Source organism: Geothrix paludis (assembly GCF_022808815.1).
Taxonomy (GTDB): domain Bacteria; phylum Acidobacteriota; class Holophagae; order Holophagales; family Holophagaceae; genus Geothrix; species Geothrix paludis.
The window spans coordinates 256964-281837 of the sequence record NZ_JAKZLC010000005.1 but is presented as its reverse complement, the minus strand read 5'-3'; the positions used below and the strand labels follow the sequence as shown (position 1 = coordinate 281837).

At 68.2% G+C, this 24874-nt stretch carries 15 protein-coding genes and 2 tRNA genes; 9 read left to right on the top strand and 8 right to left on the bottom strand.

Annotated features, from left to right (window positions below):
• Positions 1–85 precede the first annotated feature (85 nt).
• The 4 genes from MLE64_RS13905 (at position 86) to MLE64_RS13890 (ending at position 4799) form a co-directional block, all read left to right on the top strand.
• Positions 86–262, top strand: a complete 177-nt coding sequence (locus MLE64_RS13905) for a DUF3606 domain-containing protein (RefSeq protein WP_243318534.1) — start codon at positions 86–88, stop codon at positions 260–262.
• A 43-nt stretch (positions 263–305) separates the two neighbouring features.
• Entirely contained in the window at positions 306–1538 is a 1233-nt protein-coding gene (locus MLE64_RS13900) for a hypothetical protein (RefSeq protein ID WP_243318532.1), read from the top strand.
• A 49-nt stretch (positions 1539–1587) separates the two neighbouring features.
• Complete coding sequence (locus MLE64_RS13895) at positions 1588–3606, top strand: DNA topoisomerase 3 (RefSeq protein WP_341482291.1); 2019 nt, start codon at positions 1588–1590, stop codon at positions 3604–3606.
• Positions 3607–3716: 110 nt separating this feature from the next.
• Positions 3717–4799 (top strand): 3-oxoacyl-ACP synthase III family protein, encoded by a 1083-nt coding sequence (locus tag MLE64_RS13890; RefSeq protein ID WP_243318527.1) that lies wholly within the window; start codon positions 3717–3719, stop codon positions 4797–4799.
• Positions 4800–4812: 13 nt separating this feature from the next.
• Here the strand turns inward: MLE64_RS13890 and MLE64_RS13885 are convergent, their stop codons facing one another.
• The 7 genes from MLE64_RS13885 to MLE64_RS13855 all read right to left on the bottom strand — a co-directional run bounded on the left by MLE64_RS13885 (position 4813) and on the right by MLE64_RS13855 (position 13853).
• A complete protein-coding gene (locus MLE64_RS13885; protein ID WP_243318525.1) occupies positions 4813–5403 on the bottom strand; it encodes a uracil-DNA glycosylase family protein in 591 nt (196 codons plus the stop codon).
• A gap of 40 nt (positions 5404–5443) precedes the next feature.
• Entirely contained in the window at positions 5444–5626 is a 183-nt protein-coding gene (locus tag MLE64_RS13880) for a hypothetical protein (protein ID WP_243294466.1), read from the bottom strand.
• Positions 5627–5921: 295 nt separating this feature from the next.
• On the bottom strand, positions 5922–9029 hold the full coding sequence (locus MLE64_RS13875; protein WP_243318523.1) for a UvrD-helicase domain-containing protein: 3108 nt from the start codon (positions 9027–9029) through the stop codon (positions 5922–5924).
• Position 9030: 1 nt separating this feature from the next.
• A complete protein-coding gene (locus tag MLE64_RS15985; protein ID WP_243318521.1) occupies positions 9031–11982 on the bottom strand; it encodes a PD-(D/E)XK nuclease family protein in 2952 nt (983 codons plus the stop codon).
• A gap of 296 nt (positions 11983–12278) precedes the next feature.
• Positions 12279–12353: transfer RNA gene (locus MLE64_RS13865), tRNA-Glu, on the bottom strand.
• 13 nt (positions 12354–12366) lie between these two features.
• Positions 12367–12441, bottom strand: a tRNA-Lys gene (locus tag MLE64_RS13860).
• 104 nt (positions 12442–12545) lie between these two features.
• A complete protein-coding gene (locus tag MLE64_RS13855) occupies positions 12546–13853 on the bottom strand; it encodes an adenylosuccinate synthase (protein ID WP_243318519.1) in 1308 nt (435 codons plus the stop codon).
• Between the two features lie 217 nt (positions 13854–14070).
• Here MLE64_RS13855 and MLE64_RS13850 point away from each other — a divergent pair, with 217 nt between their 5' ends.
• The 5 genes from MLE64_RS13850 to MLE64_RS15875 are packed head-to-tail and all read left to right on the top strand — an operon-like array spanning position 14071 to position 22278.
• Positions 14071–16545 (top strand): ATP-dependent Clp protease ATP-binding subunit, encoded by a 2475-nt coding sequence (locus MLE64_RS13850; RefSeq protein ID WP_480031561.1) that lies wholly within the window; start codon positions 14071–14073, stop codon positions 16543–16545.
• On the top strand, positions 16542–19112 hold the full coding sequence (bamA, locus tag MLE64_RS13845; RefSeq protein WP_243318515.1) for an outer membrane protein assembly factor BamA: 2571 nt from the start codon (positions 16542–16544) through the stop codon (positions 19110–19112). Before MLE64_RS13850 ends, bamA begins: the two co-directional genes overlap by 4 nt.
• A gap of 57 nt (positions 19113–19169) precedes the next feature.
• Positions 19170–19769 carry an OmpH family outer membrane protein gene (locus MLE64_RS13840; RefSeq protein WP_243318514.1) on the top strand — a complete coding sequence of 200 codons (600 nt, stop codon included), beginning with the start codon at positions 19170–19172 and terminating at the stop codon, positions 19767–19769.
• A 21-nt stretch (positions 19770–19790) separates the two neighbouring features.
• The gene (locus MLE64_RS13835; RefSeq protein WP_243318512.1) at positions 19791–21023 is read left to right on the top strand and encodes a spinster family MFS transporter; all 1233 of its coding nucleotides are present in this window, start codon (positions 19791–19793) and stop codon (positions 21021–21023) included.
• A gap of 1 nt (position 21024) precedes the next feature.
• Positions 21025–22278: a 1-acyl-sn-glycerol-3-phosphate acyltransferase gene (locus tag MLE64_RS15875; RefSeq protein WP_341482289.1), complete on the top strand. Its 1254-nt coding sequence runs from the start codon at positions 21025–21027 to the stop codon at positions 22276–22278.
• Between the two features lie 50 nt (positions 22279–22328).
• Here the strand turns inward: MLE64_RS15875 and MLE64_RS15870 are convergent, their stop codons facing one another.
• The gene (locus MLE64_RS15870; RefSeq protein ID WP_279343111.1) at positions 22329–24854 is read right to left on the bottom strand and encodes an Ig-like domain-containing protein; all 2526 of its coding nucleotides are present in this window, start codon (positions 24852–24854) and stop codon (positions 22329–22331) included.
• Positions 24855–24874: the final 20 nt, after the last annotated feature.

Sequence of the window (24874 nt, the reverse complement as noted above, 5' to 3'; positions counted from 1 at the left end):
CGCCGGCCGGCGGGGCCTAGGATCCCACGTATGGACACGCATCTGGGCCCTTGCCCGGGTGCGGAATCGATCCACAGGAGGTTCTGTGCCCGACAACCTGCAGATCCCATCGTCCGAAAGCCAGGAACTGATCCATGTCGAGGACCCCTACGACCTGCGGGACTGGGCCATCTACTTCAGCATCTCCCGCGAACGGCTCAAGGAGGCGGTCCTGGCCGTGGGGCCCGCCGTGGAGGATGTGAAGCACTTCCTCGGGAAATGACCCCTGTCCAGGTAGAGTCGAAGGCCGGGAGGCCTCGGCTGGCATGGCGCTTTCAGGGTGGGCGACGGACTATGTGAGGCTGGTGTTGGCGGTGGGCCGCCATGACGCCGATTTCGTGGACGCCTACTACGGACCCCCGGCCTGGAAGGCCGAGGCGGAGGCCGGGGATCCGCGGCCCCTTCCGGCGCTGAGGGCGGAGGCCGGGCGCATCCTGGACGGTGTGGCCGCGGCCGAGGTCCCGCCCGGCGAGGCCCCGCGGCGCGACTACCTCCTGGGGCAGCTGGGGGCCGTGGCGGCCCACCTGGCCCGCCTGGATGGCCAGGACTTCAGCTTCGACGACGAGGCTGAAGCCCTCTACCAGGTCCGCCCGCCCCGCACGCCGGAAGCCACCTTCGAGGCGGCCCTGGCGCGACTGGACCAGGCGCTCGGGGGCGCCGGCTCCGTGCAGGACCGCTACCAGGCGGCCCGGACGCGGGTGCTCATTCCAGGGGACCGGGTGGATGCGGTCTTCCAGGCCGCCATCGCCGAAGCCCGCGAGCGCACCCGGCGTCACGCGACGCTGCCGGCCTCGGACCACTTCCGTGTGGAGTACGTGCGGGGCAAGGCCTGGTCCGCCTACAACTGGTACCAGGGCGGCGGCAGCTCGGTGATCCAGGTGAACCTGGACCTGCCCATCGCCATCGACCGCGCCCTGGACCTGGCCGCCCACGAGGGCTACCCGGGCCACCACGTCTACAACGCGCTCCTGGAGCAGCGCTTCGCCCAGGCGCCCCCGGCGGGCCAGGGCTGGGTGGAGTTCACCGCCTACCCGCTCTTCTCGCCCCAGTCCCTCATTGCCGAGGGCACGGCCAACTTCGGCGTGGAGGTGGCCTTCCCCGGCGAGGCGCGCCTGGCCTTCGAGCGCGATGTGCTCTTCCCCCTGGCCGGCCTGGATCCCGCCGAGGCGGAGCCCTGGGCCCGGGTGCAGGCGGAGCTGAAGCTCCTGGCCTTCGCCGACAACGAGGCCGCCCGCGGCTACCTGGACGGCCACCTCCGCCGCGAGGAGGCCGAGGCCTTCCTGGTCCGCTACTCGCTGCGGACCCCGGCCCAGGCCGCCCAGCGCCTGCGCTTCATCGACACCTACCGCAGCTACGTCATCAACTACAACCTGGGCGAGCACCTGGTGCGGGGCTGGGTGGAGCGGCAGGGCGGCACCGTGGCCGACCCCGCCCGCCGCTGGGCCGCCTTCGTGGACCTCATCTCCAGCCCGCGGCTGCCGAAGGCGCTGGGGCTGTAGATCATCCGATCCCGCCCCCTACAATGGGACTCGCTCCCGGGAGCCTCCCCTGCGCCTGATCATCGCCGAGAAACCGAGCATGGGCCGCGCCCTGGCGGAGGCCCTGGGCGTGACCGGGCGGGACCGGAGCCTCCTCGAGGGGAACGGCCTGGTGGTGACCTGGTGCGTGGGTCATCTCGTGGAGGCCCTGAATCCCGAGGGCTACGACCCGGCCTGGAAGCCCTGGCGCTGGGACCGGCTGCCCATCTTTCCGGAGGCCTTCCGCTACGCCCCCATCGCCCAGACCCGGGACCAGTTCGACGTGGTGGCCCGGCTGCTGAACCGCGAGGACATCACCGAGGTCGTGAACGCCACGGACGCCGGGCGCGAGGGCGAGCTGATCTTCGACCTGGTGTACCGGCTGGCGGGCTGCGCCAAGCCGGTGCTGCGCTTCTGGACCTCCAGCCTCACGCCCGAGGCCGTCCGCGAGGCCTACGGCGCCATGAAGCCCGGCGAGGCCTACGCGGGCCTGCGCGACGCCGCCCGCAGCCGCCAGGAGGCGGACTGGCTGGTGGGCATCAACGCCACCCGGGCCCAGACCCTGCGCATGCGCCGGGCCGGGCCGGAGGAGGGCGTGTGGAGCGTGGGCCGTGTGCAGACGCCCACGCTGGCCCTGCTGGTGCGCCGGGAGCTGGAGATTCGGAACTTCAAGCCCCAGCCCTTCTGGACGCTCCGGGCACGGTTCGCGCATCCGGAGGGCACCTACGAAGGCCGCTGGTTCAAGGATCAAGACGGCCAGACCCAGGAGCGTTTCGCCACCGAGGAAGAGGCGAAGGCCCTCGCCGCGCGGCTGGCGGGCAAGCCGGGGAAGATCAAGAGCGCCACGGGCCGCACCGAGAAGAAGAAGCCCGAGCTGCTCTACGACCTCACCACCCTGCAGAAGGAGGCCAACAAGCGCTTCGGGTTCACGGCCGAGGGCACCCTGGCCCTGGCGCAGGCCCTCTACGAGAAGCAGCTCATCTCGTACCCCCGCACCAGCAGCCGCCACCTCACGGAGGCGGATGCCCAGAAGGCGCCGCACTGGATCAAGGCCCTGGCCCAGGGCCAGCTCGCGGAGTTGCAGCCCTTCCTGGACGAGCTCCGGAAGCGCTGGCCCGTGAAGCTGGACAAGCGCTTCGTCAACGACAAGGAAGTGGAGGACCACGCGGCCCTCGTGCCCACGGAGAAACCCGCGCGGGGCCTGGAGGGCGACGAGCTGAGGATCTACGACCTCATCGCCCGGCGCTTCCTGGCGGCCTACTTCCCGGACCGGGTGGAGGCCAAGACCACGATCATCACCGAGGTGGAGGGCGAGACCTTCAAGACCAGTGGCACCGTGGTGAAGGAGGAGGGCTGGTCCGCCGTGGATCCGCCCCACCGAAGGAAGAAGGCGGAGAAGGCGGCCGATCCGGCCGAAGCCGAGGAGGATGCCGACGAGGAGGCCGAAGGCGGCCTGCCCGCGGTGAAGAAGGGCGAAGCCGTGGATGTGGCCTCCCTCCACCCCAAGGAAGGAAAGACCACGCCCCCCAAGCGCATGAGCGAGGGCGACCTGCTGGCGGCCATGCAGGGCGCGGGCCGGGAGCTGGACGACGAGGCCCTGCGCGGCGCCATGCGCGACTGCGGCCTTGGCACGCCGGCCACCCGCGCCAACATGATCGAGACCCTCATCAAGCGCGCCTACATCGAGCGCAAGCGCAACGTCCTGCTTCCCACCGAGAAAGGCATCCGGCTCATCGAGGGGCTGCCGAGCGAAGCCCTGCGCAGCGCCGAGCTGACCGGGAGCTGGGAGGCCCGCCTGGAGCGCATGCGCCGCGGCGAGGAATCCCGCGGGGCCTTCATGGCCGACATCCGGGGCTTCGTCTCCGGCATCGTGACCGAGCTCCAGGATGCTCCCGCGCCGCAGGTCCACGGCGGTCCCTGCCCCAAGTGCGGCCAGCCCCTGCGCATCCTCCCCAGCACCCGCCGCGGCGAGTTCGTCCACCGCTGCATGGCCTGCCGGCATGTGGAGGCGGGGAAGCCCGCCCCGGCGGAAACCGAGTCGCCCCGCTGACCGATCTCCGATCCGAGGGCAGGTTCGGGAATTTCGGGGAGATGTGGAAGTCATGGGAAGTAGACTGGTTGTATTCGGCATTTCCGGCTCGTCTGCCGCAAGGAGAACGGGTGGCACAGGTACGAAGCGTCATCACCGGCACGGGCAGCTGCATCCCCTCCCGGAAGGTTCCGAACGAGGCGTTCCTCGGCCAGGCCTTCTTCGAAGGTGAAGGGCGGCCCTATCCCGCGGACGAGACGGCGCGGATGGTGGGAAAGTTCCGGGAGATCACCGAGATCGCCGAACGGCGCTACGTCTCGGAGGATCAGGTCGCCTCGGACCTGGCCCTGGAGGCCGCGCAGAAGGCCCTGGCCTCGGCCGCCATCGACCCGGAGACCCTCGACTACGTCATCGTGGCCCACAACTTCGGCGACGTGACCGCGGGCAGCCGGCAGCCCGACCTGGTGCCGACCCTGGCCGCGCGGGTCAAGGCGAGGCTCGGCATCGCCAATCCCTTCTGCGTGGCCTACGACCTGCCCTTCGGCTGCCCCGGCTGGGTCCAGGCCGTGATCCAGGCGGACTACTTCCTGCGCTCGGGGGACGCGAAGCGGGCCCTGGTGATCGGCGCCGAGACCCTCTCCCGCGTGTCCGATCCCGTCGACCGGGACAGCCTGATCTATGCGGACGGCGCCGGGGCCGTGGTGCTGGAGGCCCAGGCCCATGACGCGCCCGTGGGCATCCTCGCGCACGCCACCCGGTCCGACGCCCTCGACCACGCCGGACTGTTGAAGATGGGTCCCTCCTTCGACCTCGAAGGCGGCGATCGCCAGCTCTACATCAAGATGCAGGGGCGGAAGCTCTACGAATACGCCATCGCCACCGTGCCGGGACTGGTGCGCCTGAGCCTCGAGCGGGCGGGGCTCTCCCTGGAGCACGTGGACAAGGTGCTGATCCACCAGGCCAACGGGAAGATGGACGAGGCCATCCTCAAGCGCCTCTTCCGGCTCTACGGCAGGGCGGACATGCCCGCGGGCATCATGCCCATGACCGTCTCCTGGCTGGGCAACAGCTCCGTGGCCACCGTGCCCACCCTCCTCGATCTGATCGTGAGGGGCCAGCTGGAAGGGCACACCCTGGCGAGCGGCAACATCGTCGTGTTCGCCTCCGTGGGTGCGGGCATGAGCATCAACGCCATGGTCTACCGCTGGCCCTGAGGCTCAGGCGGCTTCACACCAGCCTCGCCACCAGGGTCCTCAGGGAGGGCAGCACGTCGGCTTCGAACCATGGGTTGCGGCGCAGCCACAGGTTGTTCCGGGGACTGGGATGGGGGAGCGGGACCAGGCGGGGCCAGTCCTTCCTCCAGTTGCGCACCAGATCGGTGAGAGAGGCGGCTCCCGCTCCGTACTCGTGACGTTGGGCGTACTGCCCAATGACCAGGGTGGTCTGCAGGTTGGGCAGGTGTCCGAGCAGCTGTGTGCGCCAGGCCGGCGCACACTCGGGCCGCGGCGGAAGGTCGCCCGACGTCCCCGTGCCCGGATAGCAGAATCCCATGGGCAGGATGGCGATCCGTTCGGCGTCGTAGAACACCTCGCGGCTGATTCCCAGCCACGCGCGCAAGCGCTGGCCGCTCGCGTCATCGAAGGGCAGGCCGGACCGGTGGACCTTCCTCCCGGGCGCCTGGCCGACGATGAGGATCCGGGCCACCGGATGCAGCTGGAGGACCGGATTCGGCCCCAGGGGCAGCTCGTCCCGGCACAGGGTGCAGGCGCGGACTTCAGCCAGGAGCGAGGCGCAGGCGTCCGGATCTGTGATGTTCATGGTCGGGCCGATTGAATCGAATGAGCGGGTGGCGCGTGCCTCAGGGAATGGCGTCCAGGTATCCCTCGATCAAGGATTCGGTGGGCCATTTCTCCGAGTTCGTGCGGGTGTGGGCCAGGAAGCCCGCGGCCTCCGGAGGTGCGGCCGTTCTGAGGTCCTTGAGGGTGGGGTACAACTCGGCCAGGGTCCGCAGAACGGTACCTTCGTCTTCCTTACCAGACATGACATGGCTCCCCGCGCACCGTGATCCCGGTGCAAGGGAAGCCTGCACCCAGAGGCTCGTCCTGTCCACAGGAGGTGGCGGAATGGCGTATCCGTCTTGGCACCAAGGGCATGTCTTCAAGCGGTGAGCTTGCGCTGCTGTGGCCATCCGATCAGGCTTTGGCCCCGCCTCCCTGGCTCATGCAGACATGCGTGTGTAACGGCTCGGAGGTTGGCCCCGCAGGATTGACTCCTCCCCTTGAGGTGCGGGCTGTGTGGGTAGCGATTTCCGTCCTTATTCGAACCGAAGAAGTCTGCTAATCCAGATTGACCCAACCGCTGCCACGAATTGGCACAAGCCAAGAGGTCACGGGCACCCTCTCCCGTTCCGCCAGAGCTGTGGCATACCGATGGAGTTGGTCTCGGTAACTCGCAAGTTCCTCGTCCCCGAAGGACTTGGAGTGCTTGAAGTCAAGAAGGTGAATGCAGTCTTCGCCCCAAACGACAAGATCCGCGCGTCCAAGCCCACCACTCCTGGCGGCACCTGCGAGGGGCAATTCGGTGCGTCGGCGAAGGTGCCGCCAGCCCATGGCCTCGAACTGCTCCAGGAAGCGCAGGGCATTCTCGCGGGCGTGGGCGACTGGTGGGGTGGCGGCCAGGCAGTCCTGGAAGGCTTCCGGATCCTCCCAGCGCACCAGGAGATCCCGGAGGAAGGCATGCATGGCTTCACCGTCCTGGCGGGCCTTGCTGCGGGTATCCCCAGGAAGGTCGTCATGGGCATCCGTAGGCAAGGTGAAATCGGCTAGGGCCGTTCTCAAAGGCGGTAAGTCCGGCCTGAGGGCGACCGGTGTCGGCACTGGCAGTGGCGTCGGTGGATCTGTCAGTGCTTTCCAATTCGGGTGCGTGCTGGCCAGGACCTGCCCCCACTTCGCCCAGGTCTTGAACTCGCTGGGGGGCTTGGGATCTTTGGGATCCTTCGGCTCCTGGAGCAGCAGGCAGAGCCGCCCCTTGGCCCGCGTGAGCGCCACATAGAGCAGGTTGAGTTCGTCGCGCTTCTGTTTAGATTCCACCAAGGGCTTGAGGTCGTCATAGGCGCGTCCCGTGAATTTCCCCAGCTTCCAAGCGAGCAGCAACTCGCCAGTCCCGGGGCACGTGCGCAGGTCACCCTTTCGGAAACTGCGCGGGTTCACGTTGAGCAGGGGCAGGATGACGTCGTCGTATTCGAGTCCCTTGCTGCCATGAGCGGTCTGGATGAGCAGGTCGGCGTCTTCCACGGAGGCGGGCAGATCGCCCTGCTCCAGGCCATTCCGCTCATCATCCAGCAGGGCGAATGCCACGGAGGGGCTGGCGGGCAGGTCTTGGAGCCGGGCGAACAGCCCCGCCAGGTTGCGCCGTGCCCGCAGGGGCTCCAGCGCACCATGAACTTCCAGGGCTGTGATGGCTTGGAGGATGGCTCCCTGTCGTAGCAGGCGGCCTGCGATGGTTTGGGTGGAGGCCTGCCTCAGGTCGAGGAGGAATCGGGTGGCGTCTCGATGTGCTTCCGGCAGGCATTCGGAATCCAATTGGCCCAGGCCGGGCAGCCCAGGACGGCCTTCGCCGCCTTGGGCCAGGGCCGCCAGCTCGGCATCGGTCAGGCCCGCCACTTGGCGCAGCAACGCCGCACAGGGGATGGGTCGCTCTGGGTGCGCCACAGCCTCCAGGGCCGCGAGGACGAGGCGCACGCCGGGACTGTCCCAGAAACCCTCCTTGGCCACCACGTAGGGCTGGATTCCTTTGGCCTTGAGGCGCTGGAGGAGGCCCGGCAGGCGGGTGCGCTGCTTGAGCAGGAGCGCCCGAGTGCGGCTTCCGGGCTTCACAGGAGCGCCGATGGAATCGGTCCAGCCGGACTCTCGGGAGAGGCCCGAGATCCAATCCGACAGTGCCGGAAGGTCGCCCGAAGAGGGTGGCGCAGGCGTGCGGACCAACCCCACCGGAGGCCCGGGTGCGGCGATGGGTAGCTGGGCACCGTCTAGATCACCAACCGAGGGATCCAACTGGGGCCAGACCTGGTCCACATAGGTGTTGGCCAGGGCCACGATCTCTGGCGTGGAGCGGAAGTTGGAAGCGAGGCGGAGGGCACCCTCGCCAGCCGCGGCCAGCCGGTCCCGCAGCAGGTCGGGATCGCCGCCGCGGAAGCCATAGATGGCCTGCTTCACATCGCCCACCCGCACCATGCGCTCGGCGCCAAGGGCCTCGAGGAAGGCATCTTGCACCTTGGAAGTGTCCTGGTACTCATCCACCAGAAGCAGCTTTGGCGCGGGAGTCTCCAGTCCGTGGATCTTGAGGCTGTCCAAGGCCTTGCGAACCAGATCGCCGAAGGTGGCCAGCCCCTGGGCCTGCTTCTCTGCATCGAAGCGCTGGAGTGCATTCACCAGCAGGCAGCGAAGCCAGGCTTCCAGCGCGGTGGCCACCGGCTTGAGGGTCGCCATCGCGTCGCAGAAGGCGTCGGAGTAGTAGGCAGGGGGCGGGTTCGACACGCGCCCGCTCTGGGCCTGGGCCCAGCGGAGGTTCATCTGTAGATCAGTGCCGTCGCCGGGGACTGGGAGGAGGTTCTCCTTCTTGAAGTTATGGAGGCCCTTGCCGCTGGGATGCTTGGCCAGCTCAGGATCTGCGGCGAAGGGTGTCAGCGCGGTCCGGGCTGCAGCCAGGGCACGCCTCAACGCATCTAGGTGGTGGCTGGGGTCTTCACCCGTCAGGTGCCCAAGGGCATCCAGGTGGTTGTCGAAACCCTGGGATAATTCCTCCCAGTTCTGCTCAGCCCAGGCGAGCAGCAATCGGGCGGGCACTTCGTCGGCATGACCAGAGGGCAGGGTCAGTGACTCGCGCACCGTCAGTCGCAGCAGCCGCAGCAGGGAGGGATGACGCACATCGAGAATGGTGTCGCTGCTGCCCTCGCCCTTGCTCAGCACACGCATGGCCAGGCTGTGGATGGTGGACACCTGCAGCAGCTCGGCTTCCCGCCGCAGGCGGCGCCAGTAGGCGCGGGCCTTGGCGGGCGAGCCGAGCCAGGGTGCGCCCGGCCAGTGGGTGGCGGCTTGGGCCACCTCCCCGGCAGACTTCTTCAGGTGCTGGATGCTGGGCAGGTCCTTGAGGATGGCCTCAAGGTCCTTGGCCACAGGCGCGTCGAGGTGGGGCAGCAGGTGCCTCCACTCGGCCTCATCCAGGGCGGACAGCAGATTCAGGGGGTGAAGCAGTCGCTCGCGGAGGTCTGCTGCGGATGCCTCGCTGAAGGTGGTGGCGAGGATTTCCCAGGGGTGGATATCCCCACGACCCAGCCGGGCGGTGACCAGCACCGTGAGGGTGAAGGTCTTCCCGGATCCCGCGCTGGCGCTCACCACCAGCGACTGGTCGAGGATACGGGGATCGCTCAGGTCGAGGGTGCGCATGTCAGTCCCCCTCCCCATCGGTCTCGACGGTCACGTCCACGGGGCGCCCGCAAAGGGCCGCCAACTGGCACTGGCTGCAGTGCTCGCCGGGAGTCGGCGGGAAATCCCCCGACTCCAGCCGCGCATCGAAGCGGGCGAGGTTCGTCAGCAATTTCTCGCGCCAGGCTCCATCGGGTCCGGCTTCGGCCAGGGTGGCCAAGTGCTTGGTGAAGGGCTTCGGCTCCTCGTCACTCAGGGGGAAGAGCACCGCCGTGGCCCGTTCGCCCTCGTAGACCTGCTCCGCAAGAAGCATGTAGAGCGGGGTCTGGAGGTGCGATGCAAAGGGGGCGTCGTCCTCGGAGTAGGCCTTGAGGTAGGTTTCCTTCGAGGTCTTGTAGTCCACCACGCGTAGGAAGGAGAGGCTGTCACTGGTCCAGCGCTCGATACGATCGACCTTGCCACTGACGGCCAAGGAACGCCCATCACCCATATCCAGAGGCACCGGTCCCAGGCTGCCCTCGAGGGCCAGGAGTGTCCGGCGCCAGGTCTCCGGTGGGGGCGCTGACGGCTTCTTCGACTTCGGAGCGGACAGGCGCGTTGGGTCGAGCAACGCGAATTCCCCCTTCTCGGGGGCCTCGGCTCGGACATCCCGCAGCATGCCTGCGGCCAGGTTGGGGAGCAGGGACTCCAGGCGCAGCACGGCCTGGGGCCACTGCTCCTGCGGGATGTGGCGGTCCAGTTCCATCAGCCACTGGTCCTGGTGGTCCTGCCAGAGGGATTGCAGGTGGGGGATGAGGTCATCGGCTCCGGCCTCAGAACCCAGGCCCAGTGCCGTCTGGAAGGCGGCGGGCCAGTCTTCCATGCCCACGAAGGGTGCCAAGGCCTCTTCCATGATGTGGTGGACGAGGATGCCCACGGCCATGGACATCCGGGTGCGCGCATCGAAGGTCTGCAGGCCCCACACCCGCTCAGCGAGAGAGCGGAAGGGGCACTTGGCGAGGCCTTCGAGCGCCGTGGGGCTGGCGCTGTCCTGGCCCTTGAGCCAGGCGGCACGGAGTCCCGGTGCACGGTCGGAGTCCGGCGCTTCCGCCAGTAGCGCCTCGTTGGCTGGGCGGGCCTGGGCGGCGATGGCCCGTGTCTGGTGCTGAGGTGACTGATCGTGGCCTTCCCATCGCCAGCGCAAGCGGCTGTGCAGCGCGGGTTCAGGACGCCACGGAGCCGCGCCCTCCAGTGCCGTCCAGAAGGGCCCCTGGGACTTCATGCGGCCATCCTCATCCTGGGCAGGACTGAGCACCACCAGGCGCTCACGGGTCATGGCCAGCACCTTGTTGAAGGCGTAGGCCTCCCGCTGGAAGGCGCGTGGAATCTGGTCGCCGTGTTCGCTGCGGGGTAGCCAGAACCGCTGCAGAGCAGGGGGGAATGTGGCCGTCGGCTCCGCCTGACTCCAGGCGAGCAGCGCACGGTTTATGGCGGCCTTGCGGTCGCCGTCCAGGTCAGCGTTCTCGGCGGGGCGGCTGGGCCAGGCACCTTCGGAGAGGTCGAGGATCAGGGTAGCCCGCGCGCCGTTCCAGTCGTCGAGGATCGTGCCTGGGGTCACGAGGCGCAGGCCCTCCACGGCTCGGGGGATCTCGCTGCTGCGTGCCGTGTCCAGGAAAGCCTCCAGCGCCAGGAGCATGTCGGCGAAGCTCCAGGTCTCATTGCCCCAGGCCTCCTTGAGCAGGCCCAGCGGGGAATAGAAATCGTCGGGATCCATGGGCAGACGCAGCGTGGTGGCCAGAGATTCCAGGCGCTCGGCCCATCGGTGGGCGGTCTGGGTGGTGGTCCTCAGTGCGGCCAGTTCCTGCCAGATGCCTTGGGCGTACTCCTTCACGCGGTCTCGCAGGTGCATGAAGCTGCCTTCAAACGCGAGCGCCCCGCTCTGGTCCGCGAGAGCCAGGGCGTCCGCCCAGTGGCGCAGGTCGTCGCGCTTGGATGCGCGGAGCCCTGCGGAAACGGCACAGGGGTCCAGCCGCTGCACGCCCATGAGCAGGGTCCAGAGCGGACTCCAGGCTTCACTTGCGATGAGGGGCAGCAGGCCGCCGCGCACGTGGAGGGCCACACCCTCTTCTGCCAGCAGGGGCGCGAGGAAGGCGGCCACCGTCTGAGGTTCAGGGTGGATGAGGGTGATCTCCGAAGGGGGGATCCCAGTGTCCAGCCAGACGCAGACCTGCTCGATGGCATGACGCAGCAGGTCGAGGGGGCCCTCGACGAGGCCCCGTTGGAACGTGTCCGCATGGTCCTTCAGGTCCAGTGGCCCCTCGAACAGGGATTCCAGAGCGAGCGACCAGGGGGCTGATCCCCAGCCCTCCGGTTCAGAAAGGTCGAGGGCATTGGGGAGTCTGTCGCCATGGGCTTCGAGCCCATCAAGGAACCACGCCACGAGGGGCTGGGCGCTGCCGAAGAGGCCGGAGGCCTCGCCGCCTTTTTGGGCCGCGAGCCTGAATGTGGCACCACCCAGGCCAGGTACGCAGGCCAAAGCCCGAAGACGCGTGGGCACAAGGTCGCGGAGCCCGGCCTCCAGCGGCCCATCTGCTTCGGTCCGCTCGATCCAGAGTCCCCGCTTCCCGGCCAGTTCCAGGTCCACGGCCTGCCAGAGGGCCAGGTCCGGCTCCAGGTAGCCGCCCGCTTCCACCTCCTTGAGGTAGGCCTCCATGTGAGCAAGCACGCTGGCCAGGCTGTGGGCGGCTTTGGGAAGCCCCAGGTCCAGCCCATGCTTTTGCAGTTCCCTGAGGGTTGAAGGCAGCAGGCCCTGCGCCAGCAGTTCCCGGCAGGCCTGAGCGCGTGCCTCCAGAGCATCTAGGCTGGGACCCGTAGTGCGACCCTGGGCCTTGGCCAATCTCCGAGCCGCCCGCAGGTGCAGCATGAGGCTGACGGCGCCCGACACAGGCGGTCGGGGGTCGTTCAGCAGCACGCCATCAAAGGGGTCGTAGCTCACGCAGGCATCTCAAGAACGGACTTGGTTCTAGATCATCCTGCCACAGCCGTTTGGACAGAAAATGTCCGTGGGGCACCTCAGACTCCTCCTGTAGACCGCTACCAGGTGGCGAAGCTGGCCATGGGAAGACGCTGAGGCAGGCGTAACCAGAGGTGGAAGCCTGAAGAACAGAATTCACGGCCCCCAGGGGTCATTTGGGGGGCGAATTGGAGCGTTTTGTGGAGCGCGGTCAATTTTTGACCAGTTTGTTTGTCGATTAAAAACAATTAGAGCCTAGATTTCTCTAGGCTCTTTTCTGGTAGGGCTAACGGGATTCGAACCCGTGTTACCGCCGTGAAAGGGCGGTGTCCTGACCCCTAGACGATAGCCCCATGGGGTGGAACTTGGTGGGCCCTGCGGGATTTGAACCCGCGGCCAACGGCTTAAAAGGCCGCTGCTCTACCGCTGAGCTAAGGGCCCTTGCCGGTGGCTTCAGGCCCGCGAGCCCTCGAGCGCGCGGTGCACGCGAGCGTGCGATGCCTGAATGGGCAGGACGACCAGTGTGCCTGCGATAGCGCTGATGGTCAAGCCAGGAGCGGTTCCAGGAAGGTCCCGGGATAGATGCAGCCCTCCTGGCGATCGGGGCCGGTGCTGAGGTAGGCGATGGGCACTTCGACGCTCTCGACCAAGGCTTCGAGGTAGGCGTGGGCGGCGTCCGGGAGCTGGCCGTGCTGGGTGATGCCCCGCGTGCTGGCCCAGCCCTTGAACAGCTTCACTTCTGGCTTCAGGTCCTTCCAGTCGGCGGCGCAGCTGGGGAGCTTGGTGGTGACGGTGCCTTCGCCGGTGCGGTAGCCCACGATGAGGCCCACCTCATCCAGGCCGTCCAGCACGTCCAGCTTCATGATGGCCAGGCCATCCACGCCGTTGGTGCGACAGGCGTGGGCGGTGATGGGGGCGTCGAACCAGCCGCAGCGGCGGGGCCGGCCGGTGGTGGTGCCGAACTCCTTGCCCACCTGGCGCAGGCGCTCGCCGGTGGCGTCGTGCATCTCGGCGGGGAAGGGACCGGAGCCCACCCGGGTGGTGTAGGCCTTGGCGATGCCCAGGATCTTGTCCAGGGCCTTGGGAGGCAGGCCGGTGCCGGTGAAGAGGCCGCCCAGGCTGCAGTTGCTGGAGGTGACGAAGGGGTAGGTGCCGTGGTCGATGTCGAGCAGGGTGGCCTGGGCGCCCTCGAAGAGGATGCGGTCGCCGCGCTCCCAGGCGGCCACCAGGTGGCTCTGGGTGTCGCCGATGTAGGGCAGGAGGGGCTCGGCGGTGCGGAGGAGGCCCTCGACGATGGCTTCCAGGGCGGGCAGGCTGGCCGCTTCGGCGCCCAGGCGCAGGCGGACCTCCTCGTAGCCGGGGCGGATGCGGTCGGCCAGGGTCTCCGGGTGCAGCAGATCGCCCAGGCGCACGCCCATGCGGCCGGCCTTCATCTCGTAGGCGGGGCCGATGCCGCGGCCCGTGGTGCCGATCTTGTTGGCGCCGCCCTCGCGCCAGAGGTCCAGGGCGATGTGGTGGGGCAGGATGAGGTGGGCCCGGTCGGACAGCATCAGCCGGCCGCCCAGGTCGAAGCCCCGGGTCTTCAGGCGGTCCAGCTCCTGCTGGAAGACGTCGAGGTTGAGGACGACGCCGTTGCCCACCACCAGGAAGCAGCCGGGGTGGAGGGCGCCGCTGGGCACCTGATGCAGTGCGATGCTCTGGCCGTCCACCACAACCGTGTGGCCGGCGTTGTTGCCGCCCTGGAAACGCACGACCTGCTGGAACTTGGGGCTTAGGAGGTCCACGACCTTGCCCTTGCCCTCATCCCCCCATTGGAGCCCCAGGATCGCCAGATTGGTCCTAACCAGGCTCATGTCGCCCTCCCAGCCCTCCAGTCTACCGTCGCGAGGGGGTTCTGTCCCGGGTGGAGGCGGGGCTCTGCCCGGGTCAGGGGCTCGGTTCTGTCCCAGCGTGGCCGGGACAACCGGGGTGGAAGGCGCTACCCTGGTAGGCCGCCCCGGAACCATCCTGGCTTCGGAGCCATCCAATCCCCCGTAAGGGCGATCCGCACCTAACCCGAAAGGGTGTCCCGTGTTCGAAAAATTCACTGAAAAAGCACGACGCGTGATGTTCTTCGCCCGCTACGAGGCGAGCCAGTTCGGTGCGGAAAGCATCCAGAGCGGCCACCTCCTGCTGGGGCTTCTCCGCGAGTCGGAAAAGACCAGCACCCAGCTGCTCGAGCGCATGGGCGTGCACGTGAGTGCCCTGCGCGAGCGCCTGGTGGCGGCCCTGACCCCGCGGGACAAGAAGATCACCCCCAGCAGCACCAGCATCGACATCCCCATGGAGGAGGAGGTCAAGCGCATCCTCCAGCACGCCACGGCGGAGAGCGCCAAGCTCAACCACAAGCACGTGGGGGCCGAGCACCTGCTGCTGGGCATGCTCAAGGAGGAGGGCTGCCTGGCCGGCCGACTCCTGATTGAGGCGGGGGCGGACCTCATCGCCGCCAAGGAGATCCTGCTGGAGAGCACCAAGGAGGAGAAGATCGCGAAGAAGAAGAAGGAGCACCCGCTCCTCTCCGAGTTCGCGCGCAACCTCTCGGAGATGGCCGAGCGCGGCATCTTCGACAACCTCATCGGCCGCGAGCAGGAGGTCGAGCGCATCATCCAGATCCTCAGCCGGCGCCGGAAGAACAACCCCATCCTGCTGGGCGAGGCGGGCGTGGGCAAGACGGCCATCGTGGAGGGCCTGGCCCAGAAGATCTACGAGGGCCTGGTGCCGCCCAGCCTGGTGGACAAGCGCATCTACGCGCTGGACCTCAGCCTCGTGGTGGCGGGCACCAAGTACCGCGGCCAGTTCGAGGAGCGGCTGAAGTCCATCATCGCCGAGGCCAGCAAGGATCCCAGCGTGGTGCTCTTCATCGATGAGATCCACAGCCTCATCGGCACCGGCGCCGCCGAGGGCAGCCTGGACGCCGCCAACATCCTGAAGCCGGCGCTCAGCCGGGGCGAGATCCAGTGCATCGGCGCCACCACGCACAAGGAATACGCCAAGTACATCGACAAGGACCGCAGCCTGGTCCGGCGCTTCCAGCCCGTGACGGTGAACCCCCCGGACGAGGCCGAGAGCCTGCGCATCATCGAGGGCATCCGCAGCCGCTACGAGCTGTTCCACCGGGTGCGCTACGCCCAGAAGACCATGGAGGCCTCGGTCTACCTGTCCAACCGCTACATCACGGACCGCTTCCTGCCCGACAAGGCCATCGACCTGCTGGACGAGGCCGGGGCCCGGGTGAAGCTGCGCGTGGGGCCCGGTGGCCAGGACGCCGAGGGCCAGTCCCACGAGGAGGAGCTGCACCGGGTCATCAACGAGATGAACGAGGCGGTCCTCAGCCGCGATTTCGAGAAGGCCGTGCTGCTCCGCCAGAAGGAGCTGCAGTTGCGCGAGGAGCTGCAGAAGGACCGGGGCGAGCTGACGGACGAGGACTACGCGCGCTTCCCCGAGGTGACCGAGCAGGACATCGAGGACGTGGTGGCCAGCTGGACCGGCATTCCCGTGAAGGCCCTCAAGGGCGACGAGAAGGCCAACCTGGTGAACATGGAGCCCAGGCTCAATGAGCGCGTCATCGGCCAGCCCGAGGCGGTGAGCGCCGTGGTCCGCGCCGTGCGCCGGGCCCGCACGGGCCTCAAGAACCCCAACCGGCCCATGGGCTCCTTCCTGTTCCTGGGCCCCACGGGCGTGGGCAAGACGGAATTGGCCAAGACCCTGGCTGCCTTCCTGTTCGGCGATCCCAAGAAGATGATCCGCTTCGACATGTCCGAGTACATGGAGAAGCACGAGGTCTCCAAGCTGCTCGGGGCCCCTCCGGGGTACGTGGGCTACGAGGAGGGCGGCATGCTCACGGACCGCATCCGGCGGAACCCGTACTGCGTCCTGCTCTTCGACGAGATCGAGAAGGCCCATCCCGACCTGATCAACATCCTGTTGCAGATCTTTGACGACGGTCAGGCTTCGGACGCCTTCGGGAACCTGGTGGACTTCAAGAACACCATCATCATCATGACGTCCAATGTGGGCAGCCGGGAGCTGCTGGCGGAGAAGAACCTCGGCTTTGTCGAGCAGGACGCCCGTCCCGACGCGAAGTCCGGCGACGCCATGAAGGTGCTCAAGCGGACCTTCCCGCCCGAGTTCCTCAACCGCATCGACGAGATCGTGGTGTTCAACCGCCTGGGCGACGACGAGCTGCGCAAGATCGTCCGCCTGCTGGTGGAGGACCTCAACGTCACCCTCCAGAAGCACAAGCTCTCCGTGTCTCTCACGGATGCCGCCTGCGACTGGCTGGTGAAGACCACCCTGCGGGATCGCGCCTACGGGGCGAGGCCGCTGCGGCGGGCCATCCAGAAGCAGGTGGAGGATCCCCTCGCCGAGCTGATGGTGGGCCAGGACACGGTGCCCTCGGGACTCGTGAAGTTCGATCTGGTGGGCGAGAAGCTCGTCCCAACCCTGTCTGATTCCGGAGACGTGGCCGCTGGCCAGGAAACCCATCTGGTCGGAGCGCCTGAATGACGCAGCGGAACATGGAATGGAACCGGACTCAGCCCCGGTGGTGGAGCGGCGTGCTTCCCCTGCTGCTGGCTGCGGGGTTCTCCTTCTCCCTGGCGGCCCAGGACATCGAGCCGATCGTCAAGATCGAGGTGATCGGCGCCCAGAAGCAGACCGCCGAGACGGTGATCTTCAAGTCGGGCGTGAAGGTGGGCGACGACCTCCGGAACATCGATTTCAGCGGTGTGATGGGGAAGCTCTGGGCCAGCGGTTCCTTCGATGACGTCAAGCTCGAGGTGGAGGACGCCCCGGGCGGCAAGAAGCTGGTCATCCGGATCAAGGAGCGCCCCCTGATCAAGGAGATCGACTACCGCGGCGGCACCGAGGTGGGCATCACCAACATCAAGGACAAGATCAAGGAGAAGAAGCTCACCATCAATCCGGACACGGTCTACGACCCGGAGGCCGCCCGCAAGATCAAGAACCAGATCGTGGAGCAGGCTGGCGAGAAGGGGTTCCGGAACCCGGTGGTGGACATCACCCTCGAGCCCATGGGCCCGGGCGTGGCCCGCCTGGTCTTCGACATCAAGGAAGGCGGCAAGGCCAAGATCTACCGCGTGGAATTCCGTGGGAACAAAGTGTTCTCCAGCGCCCAGCTGCGGAGCGTCATGAAGAAGACGCGCCGGCACTGGATGTTCAGCTGGCTCACCACGCACGACCTGCTGGTGGACAAGAACATGGAAGAGGACCTGGAGAATCTCAAAAAGGCCTACTGGAGGCTGGGCTACAAGGACGTCTTCGTCGGCAAGCCGGTCCTCGAGGTGGAGGACAAGACCACCGAGAAGCAGAAGAAGAAGAACGAGAAGCGCATCAAGGAGGCGAAGTCCCCCAAGTACGACCTCCGCGCCACCCTCACCATTCCCATCCTCGAGGGCGAGCAGTTCTTCGAAGGGACCTTCAAGGCCGAGGGCGGCAAGCTCTTCCGCGACACCTACTATCCGATGAAGTACGCGGAGGTGAAGCGGGACAACCACTCCTTCCTCAAGAAGTTCTTCAACATCCGGCCGTCGCTGGAGGCTCCGAAGCCCGGCGCCAAGCCGGTGCCCTTCGACCTGGACGCGGTGAACCAGACCGTGGACAAGCTCAAGGAGGCCTACAGCAACCAGGCCTACATCCTCTTCCGCGCGGAGAAGAAGTTCGACATCCGCGAGGAGAACGGCGTCAAGAAGGTGGACACCCTCCTGAAGCTGGACGAGGGCGAGCAGTATTCGGTCCGGCGCATCGAGTTCGAAGGCAACCTGACGACCAAGGACAAGGTGCTCCGCCGCAGCATGATGCTGAAGGAGGGCGACCTCTTCCGCACGGACTTCTTCAAGGATTCGCTGCTGGGCATCAGCCAGCTGAGCTTCTTCGACGTGAAGAACTCCGAGCCCAAGGTGGACCTGGTGCCGGACAAGCCCCAGGTGGACGTGGTGATCCGCGGCGAGGAGGCCGGCGTCAACGAGCTGCTCTTCCAGGGCGGCTACGGGTCGCTGTTCGGCTTCTCCCTGGGCGTGAGCTTCTCCACCCGCAACCTCGGCGGCGGCGGCGAGACCCTGTCCGTGAGCTACAACGGCGGCAAGTTCTCGAAGAACATCTCGGTTGGCTTCACGGAGCCCTTCGTCTTCGACCTGCCGTACTCGTTCTCCACGTCGGTGTCGAACGGGTCCGCCGATTACGACGCTTCCCGCGTGGGCATCGCCAACGCCTACAAGCAGTTCACCCGCAGCCTCGGCGTGTCCGTGGGCGCGCGCCTGAGCAACTGGTTCCCCAACCAGCCCTGGGCCTTCTTCACCACCTACTCCATGGGCTACAGCTTCCGGCTGATCCGCATCGAGGGCGGGCGGAACTACTACTTCCGGGACATGGGCAACCAGCTGACGTCCACCTTCAGCCAGAGCCTGACCTTCAGCACGGTGAACCACCAGTTCAAGCCCACCCAGGGCACCCGGGTGTCCTTCGGCCTGGAATACGGCGGCTGGCAGTTCGGGGGCGACAAGCCCTTCCTGCGCGCCACCTGGGATTTCGCCAAGTTCGCCAACATCGGCGACCGCCACATCTTCGCCGCCAACCTCAGCTACGGCTACCTCCAGAACATGGGCAGCGACGAGCTCCCGCTCTACGACCTCTACCGGCCCGGCGGCGAGAACAGCATCCGCGGCTACCGCTACGGCCAGGTGGGCAGCGTCCTCCTGGACAACTACGGCCAGCCCGTGGTGGTGGGCGGCAACAAGCAGTTCATCGCGAACTTCGAGTACCAGTTCAAGATCGCCGACCAGTTCCGGCTCGTCTTCTTCTATGACGCGGGCAACGCCTGGGGCAGCGGCACGAAGATCTTCAGCAAGGACCTGGTGACCTACAAGGACCTCAGCAACAACGAGTATTCCTACACGAACCCGACCCTGCTGCGCTCGGCGGGCCTGGAGTTCCGGTTCTTCCTGCCCATCAGCCCGGCCCCGCTGCGCCTGATCTGGTCCCGGAAGCTGAATCCGTACCCCTTCGATACGGAGGGCCGGAACGACTTCCAGTTCTCCATCGGCACCACCTTCTGATTCCCGCGAGGGGCCCCATCCCACGCTACAATGGCTCTTTCGCCCTGGAGATCCCCCATGCGCCTGCTCGCCCCGTCCGTGGCCGCTCTGTGCCTGTCCGCCGCCCTCGCCGCGCCCGCCGCGGCCCAGGAGGCTCCCCGCTTCGCCTTCTTCAGCATCAACCAGCTGGTCCGCATCTCCAAGAAGGCCGGTGCCATCTTCTCTGAACTGGAGATCACCGGGAAGAACCTCCAGGAGAAGCTCCAGGCCAAGGGCCAGGAGCTGCAGACCCTGCAGCAGCAGCTGAACTCGCCCAGCATCGACCCCGACAAGAAGGAGGCCCTGGCGAAGAAGTACCGGGACCTGGAGTTCGAGGCCAAGAAGATGCAGGAGGACAGCCAGCAGGAGTACCAGCGCGTGGAGAAGAAGGTGGGCGAGGCCATCACCAAGCTGGCCGGCCCCATCGTCGAGCAGCTGGCCAAGGAGCAGAAGCTCCAGATGGTCTTCTCGGACCAGGCCGTGCAGGTCCTCTCCTGGGGCGACAAGGCCTGGATGGAGAGCTTCACGTCCGAGGTGGCCAAGCGCCTGGACGCCAGCGAGACTGCCGGCGCCCCCGCGGCCAAGCCTGCGGCGCCCGCGCCCAAGCCCGCCGCCAAGCCCGCGGCCCCCAAGAAGTAGCCTGACCCGCCGCCCCACGAGATGACCGCCGCCCGACGGCTGCTCCTGCTGCTCACCGGCATCAACCTGGTGAACTACCTGGACCGGTACGTCGTGGCGGCGATCCTCGAGCCCCTCGGCCGGGAGCTGCACCTGTCCGACGCCCAGCTCGGACGGCTTACCTTCGTCTTCATCGCGGTGTACATGTGCGCCGCGCCCCTCTTCGGCTATCTGGCCGACCGGTTCCACCGCCCCCGCCTCGTGGCCGGGGGCGTCGCGCTCTGGAGCCTGGCGACCGTGGGCGCGGCCTTCGTCCACAGCTACCCGGCCCTGCTGGTGACGCGCTCCCTGGTGGGCGTGGGCGAGGCCGCCTACGCCAGCCTGGGCCCGGCCATGCTGGCGGACGGCTTCCACGAATCAGACCGGGCCCGGACTTTCACTTGGTTCTACCTGGCCATTCCCGTGGGCAGCGCCTTCGGCTATGGCCTGGGCGGGCTGGTGGCCGGGGCCTGGGGCTGGCGGGCCTCCTTCCTGGTGGCGGGCCTGCCGGGCCTGCTTCTCGCCCTCTGGATGGCCTTCCAGATGGACCCCAAACGCGGGGCCATGGATGAAGCCGTGGACCTGGGGGCGGCGGAACCCTACCTGCGGCGCCTGAAGCGCGTCTTCCTGAACCGGATCTGGCTGGCCTGCACCGCCAGCTACGTGGCCTACACCTTCGCCATGGGAGGCCTCAGCACCTGGGGGCCGACCCTGGTCCAGCGCCGGTTTGGCGTGTCCACCGCCCGGGCGGGCCTCGTCTTCGGGGCGCTGGCGGTGGTGACGGGCATCCTGGGGACTTTCCTGGGCGGCTGGCTCACGGACCGCTGGCAGAAGCGCTGGCCCGATGCGGGGGCCGGGATCTCGGGCCTCACCCTGGTGGCCTCGGCGCCGGTGGTGGCTTGGGCCCTGGCCACCGGCCACCTGGGGACGGCCTATGCCCTGTTCTTCGTGGGCATGTTCCTGCTCTTCGTGAACACCAGTCCCGTCAACGCCCTCACGGTCAGCAGCCTGCCCGCCAGCATCCGGGCCACAGGGGTGGCGGTGAACGTGCTCCTCATCCACCTGCTGGGGGACGCCATCAGCCCCGAGCTGGTGGGCCGCCGGGCGGATGCGCTGCACGCCGCCGGACGATCCGGCGGCGACGCCCTGGCCCAGGCCCTCACCCTCGTCCTGCCGGCCATCGTCCTCAGCGGCGCAGCGCTCTGGTGGGCGCGGCACCGGCCGGCGAAGGCCTGACGTGGCGGCCAGCCGGGTCGCGCGGCTGCTGGGGCGGATCTGGTTCCGCGCCCTCCGCCGGGAAGGCCCGGACCTGCCGCCGGGTCCCTGCCTGATCCTCCTGAACCATCCGAACGGGCTGCTGGATCCCCTGGCGGCGGGGGCCCTCCTGGAGCGCCGGGCTGGCTGGCTGGCCAAGGCCACGCTGTGGAAGTTCGCGCCCCTTCGGCCCTTCCTGGCGGCCTTCCGGGCCATCCCCGTGACCCGGCCCAAGGATGGCGGCGCCACGCCGGAGACCATCCAGCAGTGCTTCCGGAAGGTCCACGACGTGCTGGCCGGAGGTGGCTCCGTGGCCATGTTCCCGGAGGGCGTGAGCCACTCGGAAGCGGACCTGGCCCCCCTCAAGACCGGCGCCGCCCGGATGGCCCTGTCCAGCCCCGTGCCGGTGGCCCTGGTGCCCGCGGGCCTGGTCTACGGGGATCGCGCCACCTTCCGCCACAGCGTCCTCCTGCGGGTGGGCGAGCCCGTGGCTTGGGGGGATCTCGCGCCGCGGGGGGCCGATCCGGAGGCCGTGGCGGAGCTGACCGCCCGCATCCGGGCCGCCCTCAAGCCCCTCACCCTCCACGATGAGGAGGTTCGGGTGCTGGCCCTGGCCCAGGAGGTGGCCTGGCTCCTGACAGAGGCGCCCGGCAGCCGCGTGGACCTGGAGGTCCTGCGCCGCCGGGTGCGGGCCCTGGTGCCGCACCTCGCCGCGCTGCCGGAGGAGGACCTGGCTGCCTTAGAGGCCCGGATCCATGGGGTCCAGGCCTGGCTCCGGGCCAAGGGTGTCCGGCCCGATCAGGTGGGGCATCCCTATCCGGGCGCGGAGGTCCGCCGCTGGCTGCCGGGCGCCGCCCTGCGGCTGGGCCTGGCGGCCCTGCTGCTTCCACCGGCGCTGCTGTTCTGGCCCTCCTATCGCCTGGTGGGCTGGGTGGCGGGCCGGTTCACCGACGAGGGGGACCAGGCGGCCACCCTGAAGCTGCTGGCGGGGCTCCTGCTGCACCCCCTCTGGGCGCTGGTCTTGGGGGCCCTGGCCGGCAGCCGCTGGGGCTGGCCCCTCGCCCTGGTCCCGCCCCTGGCCCTGCTGGCGGTCCTCCTCGGCCTCCCGGCCCTCGAGCGAGCCGGAGAGGACCTCCAGGCCATCCGCGGCTTCCGCCGCCGCCGGGACCCGGCTGTGCCGGAGCTGCTGGAGGCGCGGAAGCAGCTGCTCGCGGCCTTCCCGGAGCTGGAAGGGTAGAGACAAAGAGGCGGGGCCGAAGCCCCGCCTCTATTGGACGTAGCCGAGGATCAGTGGCCGAGGATGGTCACCGAGCTGGGGGCCTGGAAGATCATGGACGCGGGCAGGGGCGTGCCCGGCGCGATGGGCAGGGTGGCGCCCTGCTGGGTGGGATCCACGACCAGGCCCGTGCCCAGCCAGTAGGCGAACTGGCGCTGGCCGAGCGTGACGGCCACCGGATTCGCCGGGTTCAGGAGGAAGGCGTGGGCGACCCCCGTCTGGTCGAACTGGAAGTAGCCTTCCTTGGGCGTGGTGCCGAGCACGGAGGCGTCGGCGCTCACCACCTTGGGGGAGGGGCCGGGGTTCAGGGTGAACATGAACGGCGTGCCCACGACGCCGGCCGCATGCGCCGTGGAAGCGCCGCCGACGGTGTAGGTTCCGTTGGCCAGGTAGGCGACCTGATCGAAGTTCGGGCCGACGGCCGCGGCCGCCGAGGTGCCGAGCACGGCCCGGCCTCCCAGGGCGTTCGCGAAGTAGCGGGTGTAGACGTTGCTGATCACCTGGTCGCCGTCGGTGCTGGTGGTGTTGCCGTAGGCGTCGAAGGTGGAGGAGGTCGCCTCCTGGATGGTGAGGCGGCCCGAGAGGCGGCTGGGCAGGCCCGAGGCCAGGGGGGTGGTGAGGGTGGCCGGGTCGACGGGATCCACGATCGCCTGGGTGAGGAGGAAGAAGGCGTTGTAGGTGGGGGATCCCTTGGGGATGCCCGCGGCGCTGAGGCCGGCGTTGACGGCCGGGCCGAAGGCCGGGCTGTTGCTGATGAGGTAGGCCAGACGGCCGCCGGGGCAGTTCAGGAAGCCCTTCATGTCATTGTCGAGGGTGGCCTGCGCGTAGGGGGCGCCGCTGGCGCTCAGGGTGGTGTTGGAGGCCAGGTAGTAGGCGCCCGTGATGGCGCCGAGGCTCACGCCCACGAACTTGATGTTGCTGGGGCTCGTGGTGATGTCCGGGGTCTCGGCGGCGAACCCGGCCGTGGCCAGCGCGGTGCTGAGGCCGCCGGTCTTGGTGACGAGCTCGAGCCGGGTGAGGTTCACGACGGCCTGCTGCATGTTGGTGCGGGTGGCGAGGGGGGCGCCCACGGCCATGAAGTCATTGCCCCACTGGGTGCCGGTGGTGTGGCCCGGAAATGCGTTCTGGCCGTGGAGGGGCAGGTCGATGGCGATGAGGGCATAGCCGCTGGCCGTGAGGGTCTGGGCCAGGGCGATCACCGTCTCCTTCTGGGAGGTGATGCCGTGCTGGTAGATCACCAGCGGGTAGCCGTTCGCCGGCCGGGTGACCAGCGTGGGATCCGGGGCGATGTAGACGAAGTTGACGGTGCGGTCGGTGTGGTAGAAGCCGGTGAGCACATGGTTGGTGTCACGGAAGGCCTGGGTGACGCCGGCGGCGGGATTGTAGGCGCCGGTGGTGCCCGTCAGGTTCATGGTGGCGGCATTGGCCGAGGCCAGCACGGGATCCACGTTCAGGTCGCCGCTGGCGAAGGTGCCGAGCGCGACCAGGCCGACCGTGGCGGGGGCCGTGGCGGTGCCGCTGCCCAGGACGGCTTGCCAGTAGTTGTCGGGGCTGGGCGCACCGCCCTTCACGAACGTGGTGAAGGGACCGCCGGGAAGGGTGTTGGCCGGAATGGTGGCCGCGTTCGACCAGGTCTTGCCGGAGAGGCCGCCCAGGGTCGCGCCGGCGGCGAACTTCCGGAGGGCGGATTCCACGGGCAGCAGCACGGCGCCGGAGGCGGAGGGGCTGGTGGTGGTGGCCGAGATGGCGCCCGCCCCGGTGGTGATGAACCGGCCCATCACGGCGATGTCGGACCGCTGGGCGACGGTGGTGGTGGCGGCGGCGGTGATGAGGTCGTTCATCACCTTGGCGTAGCCGGAGAAGAGGATGGTGGAGCCGCTGAGGACGTTGGCCCGGATGGGCTCCAGCGCCGCGAAGGAGCCGGTGAGCGGGGTGGTGGACTTGAGGGCCTCGAAGTAGGGGGAGGCGGAAATCGGCTTGCCGGCGGTGTCCTTCACGCGGTTGGTGACCACGTAGAGGTAGCGGGTGCCGGGCACTAGGGGGAAGTTCGGGAACAGGAACAGGTCCGTGCCGCCGGCGGTGTAGCGATAGGAGAACATCCCGGAGACATCCGCGAAGCCGAGGGGGTTGTTCTCGGTGCCAGCCGCGTCCGGGGTGATCTGGAAGACCTTGACGTTGGCGGCGGTGACGGTGGTGGCGTCCACGGCGGCGTTGAACTGGATGTAGATCGGGGCGTTCAGGCCGGAGACGGCGTTGGTGCCGCCCATCTCATGGAGGTTCACGTAGGCCAGGGCCTCAGGGGGCGACATGGGCTTGTTCGGGGCCCGGCCCGTCAGGGGGTCCGCGGCCGTGGCCGTGGCCAGGACGTTCGGCAGAGGCACGTTCGCGTTGGCCGGGTCGAAGACCGGGGTGGTGGTGCTCGGCATGTAGCCGGGGCCGGTGACGATCGTGGGGGCCTTGGAGTCCCCGGCGCCGCTGCAGGCCAGGAGCGTCAGCAGGGAAGCGCCGAGGAGCGCCTGATTCAAGCGTGAAAGCATCGCGTCACCTCATTGGGTGG

Bases quoted from the DNA above. Each gene is read 5' to 3' on its own strand.
- MLE64_RS13900 (WP_243318532.1), top strand. From the start codon at position 306: ATGGCGCTTTCAGGGTGGGCGACGGACTATGTGAGGCTGGTGTTGGCG.
- MLE64_RS13885 (WP_243318525.1), bottom strand. From the start codon at position 5,403: ATGAACATCACAGATCCGGACGCCTGCGCCTCGCTCCTGGCTGAAGTC.
- MLE64_RS13880 (WP_243294466.1), bottom strand. From the start codon at position 5,626: ATGTCTGGTAAGGAAGACGAAGGTACCGTTCTGCGGACCCTGGCCGAG.
- MLE64_RS13875 (WP_243318523.1), bottom strand. From the start codon at position 9,029: ATGCGCACCCTCGACCTGAGCGATCCCCGTATCCTCGACCAGTCGCTG.
- MLE64_RS13855 (WP_243318519.1), bottom strand. From the start codon at position 13,853: ATGAGCCTGGTTAGGACCAATCTGGCGATCCTGGGGCTCCAATGGGGG.
- bamA (WP_243318515.1), top strand. From the start codon at position 16,542: ATGACGCAGCGGAACATGGAATGGAACCGGACTCAGCCCCGGTGGTGG.
- MLE64_RS13840 (WP_243318514.1), top strand. From the start codon at position 19,170: ATGCGCCTGCTCGCCCCGTCCGTGGCCGCTCTGTGCCTGTCCGCCGCC.
- MLE64_RS13835 (WP_243318512.1), top strand. From the start codon at position 19,791: ATGACCGCCGCCCGACGGCTGCTCCTGCTGCTCACCGGCATCAACCTG.
- MLE64_RS15870 (WP_279343111.1), bottom strand. From the start codon at position 24,854: ATGCTTTCACGCTTGAATCAGGCGCTCCTCGGCGCTTCCCTGCTGACG.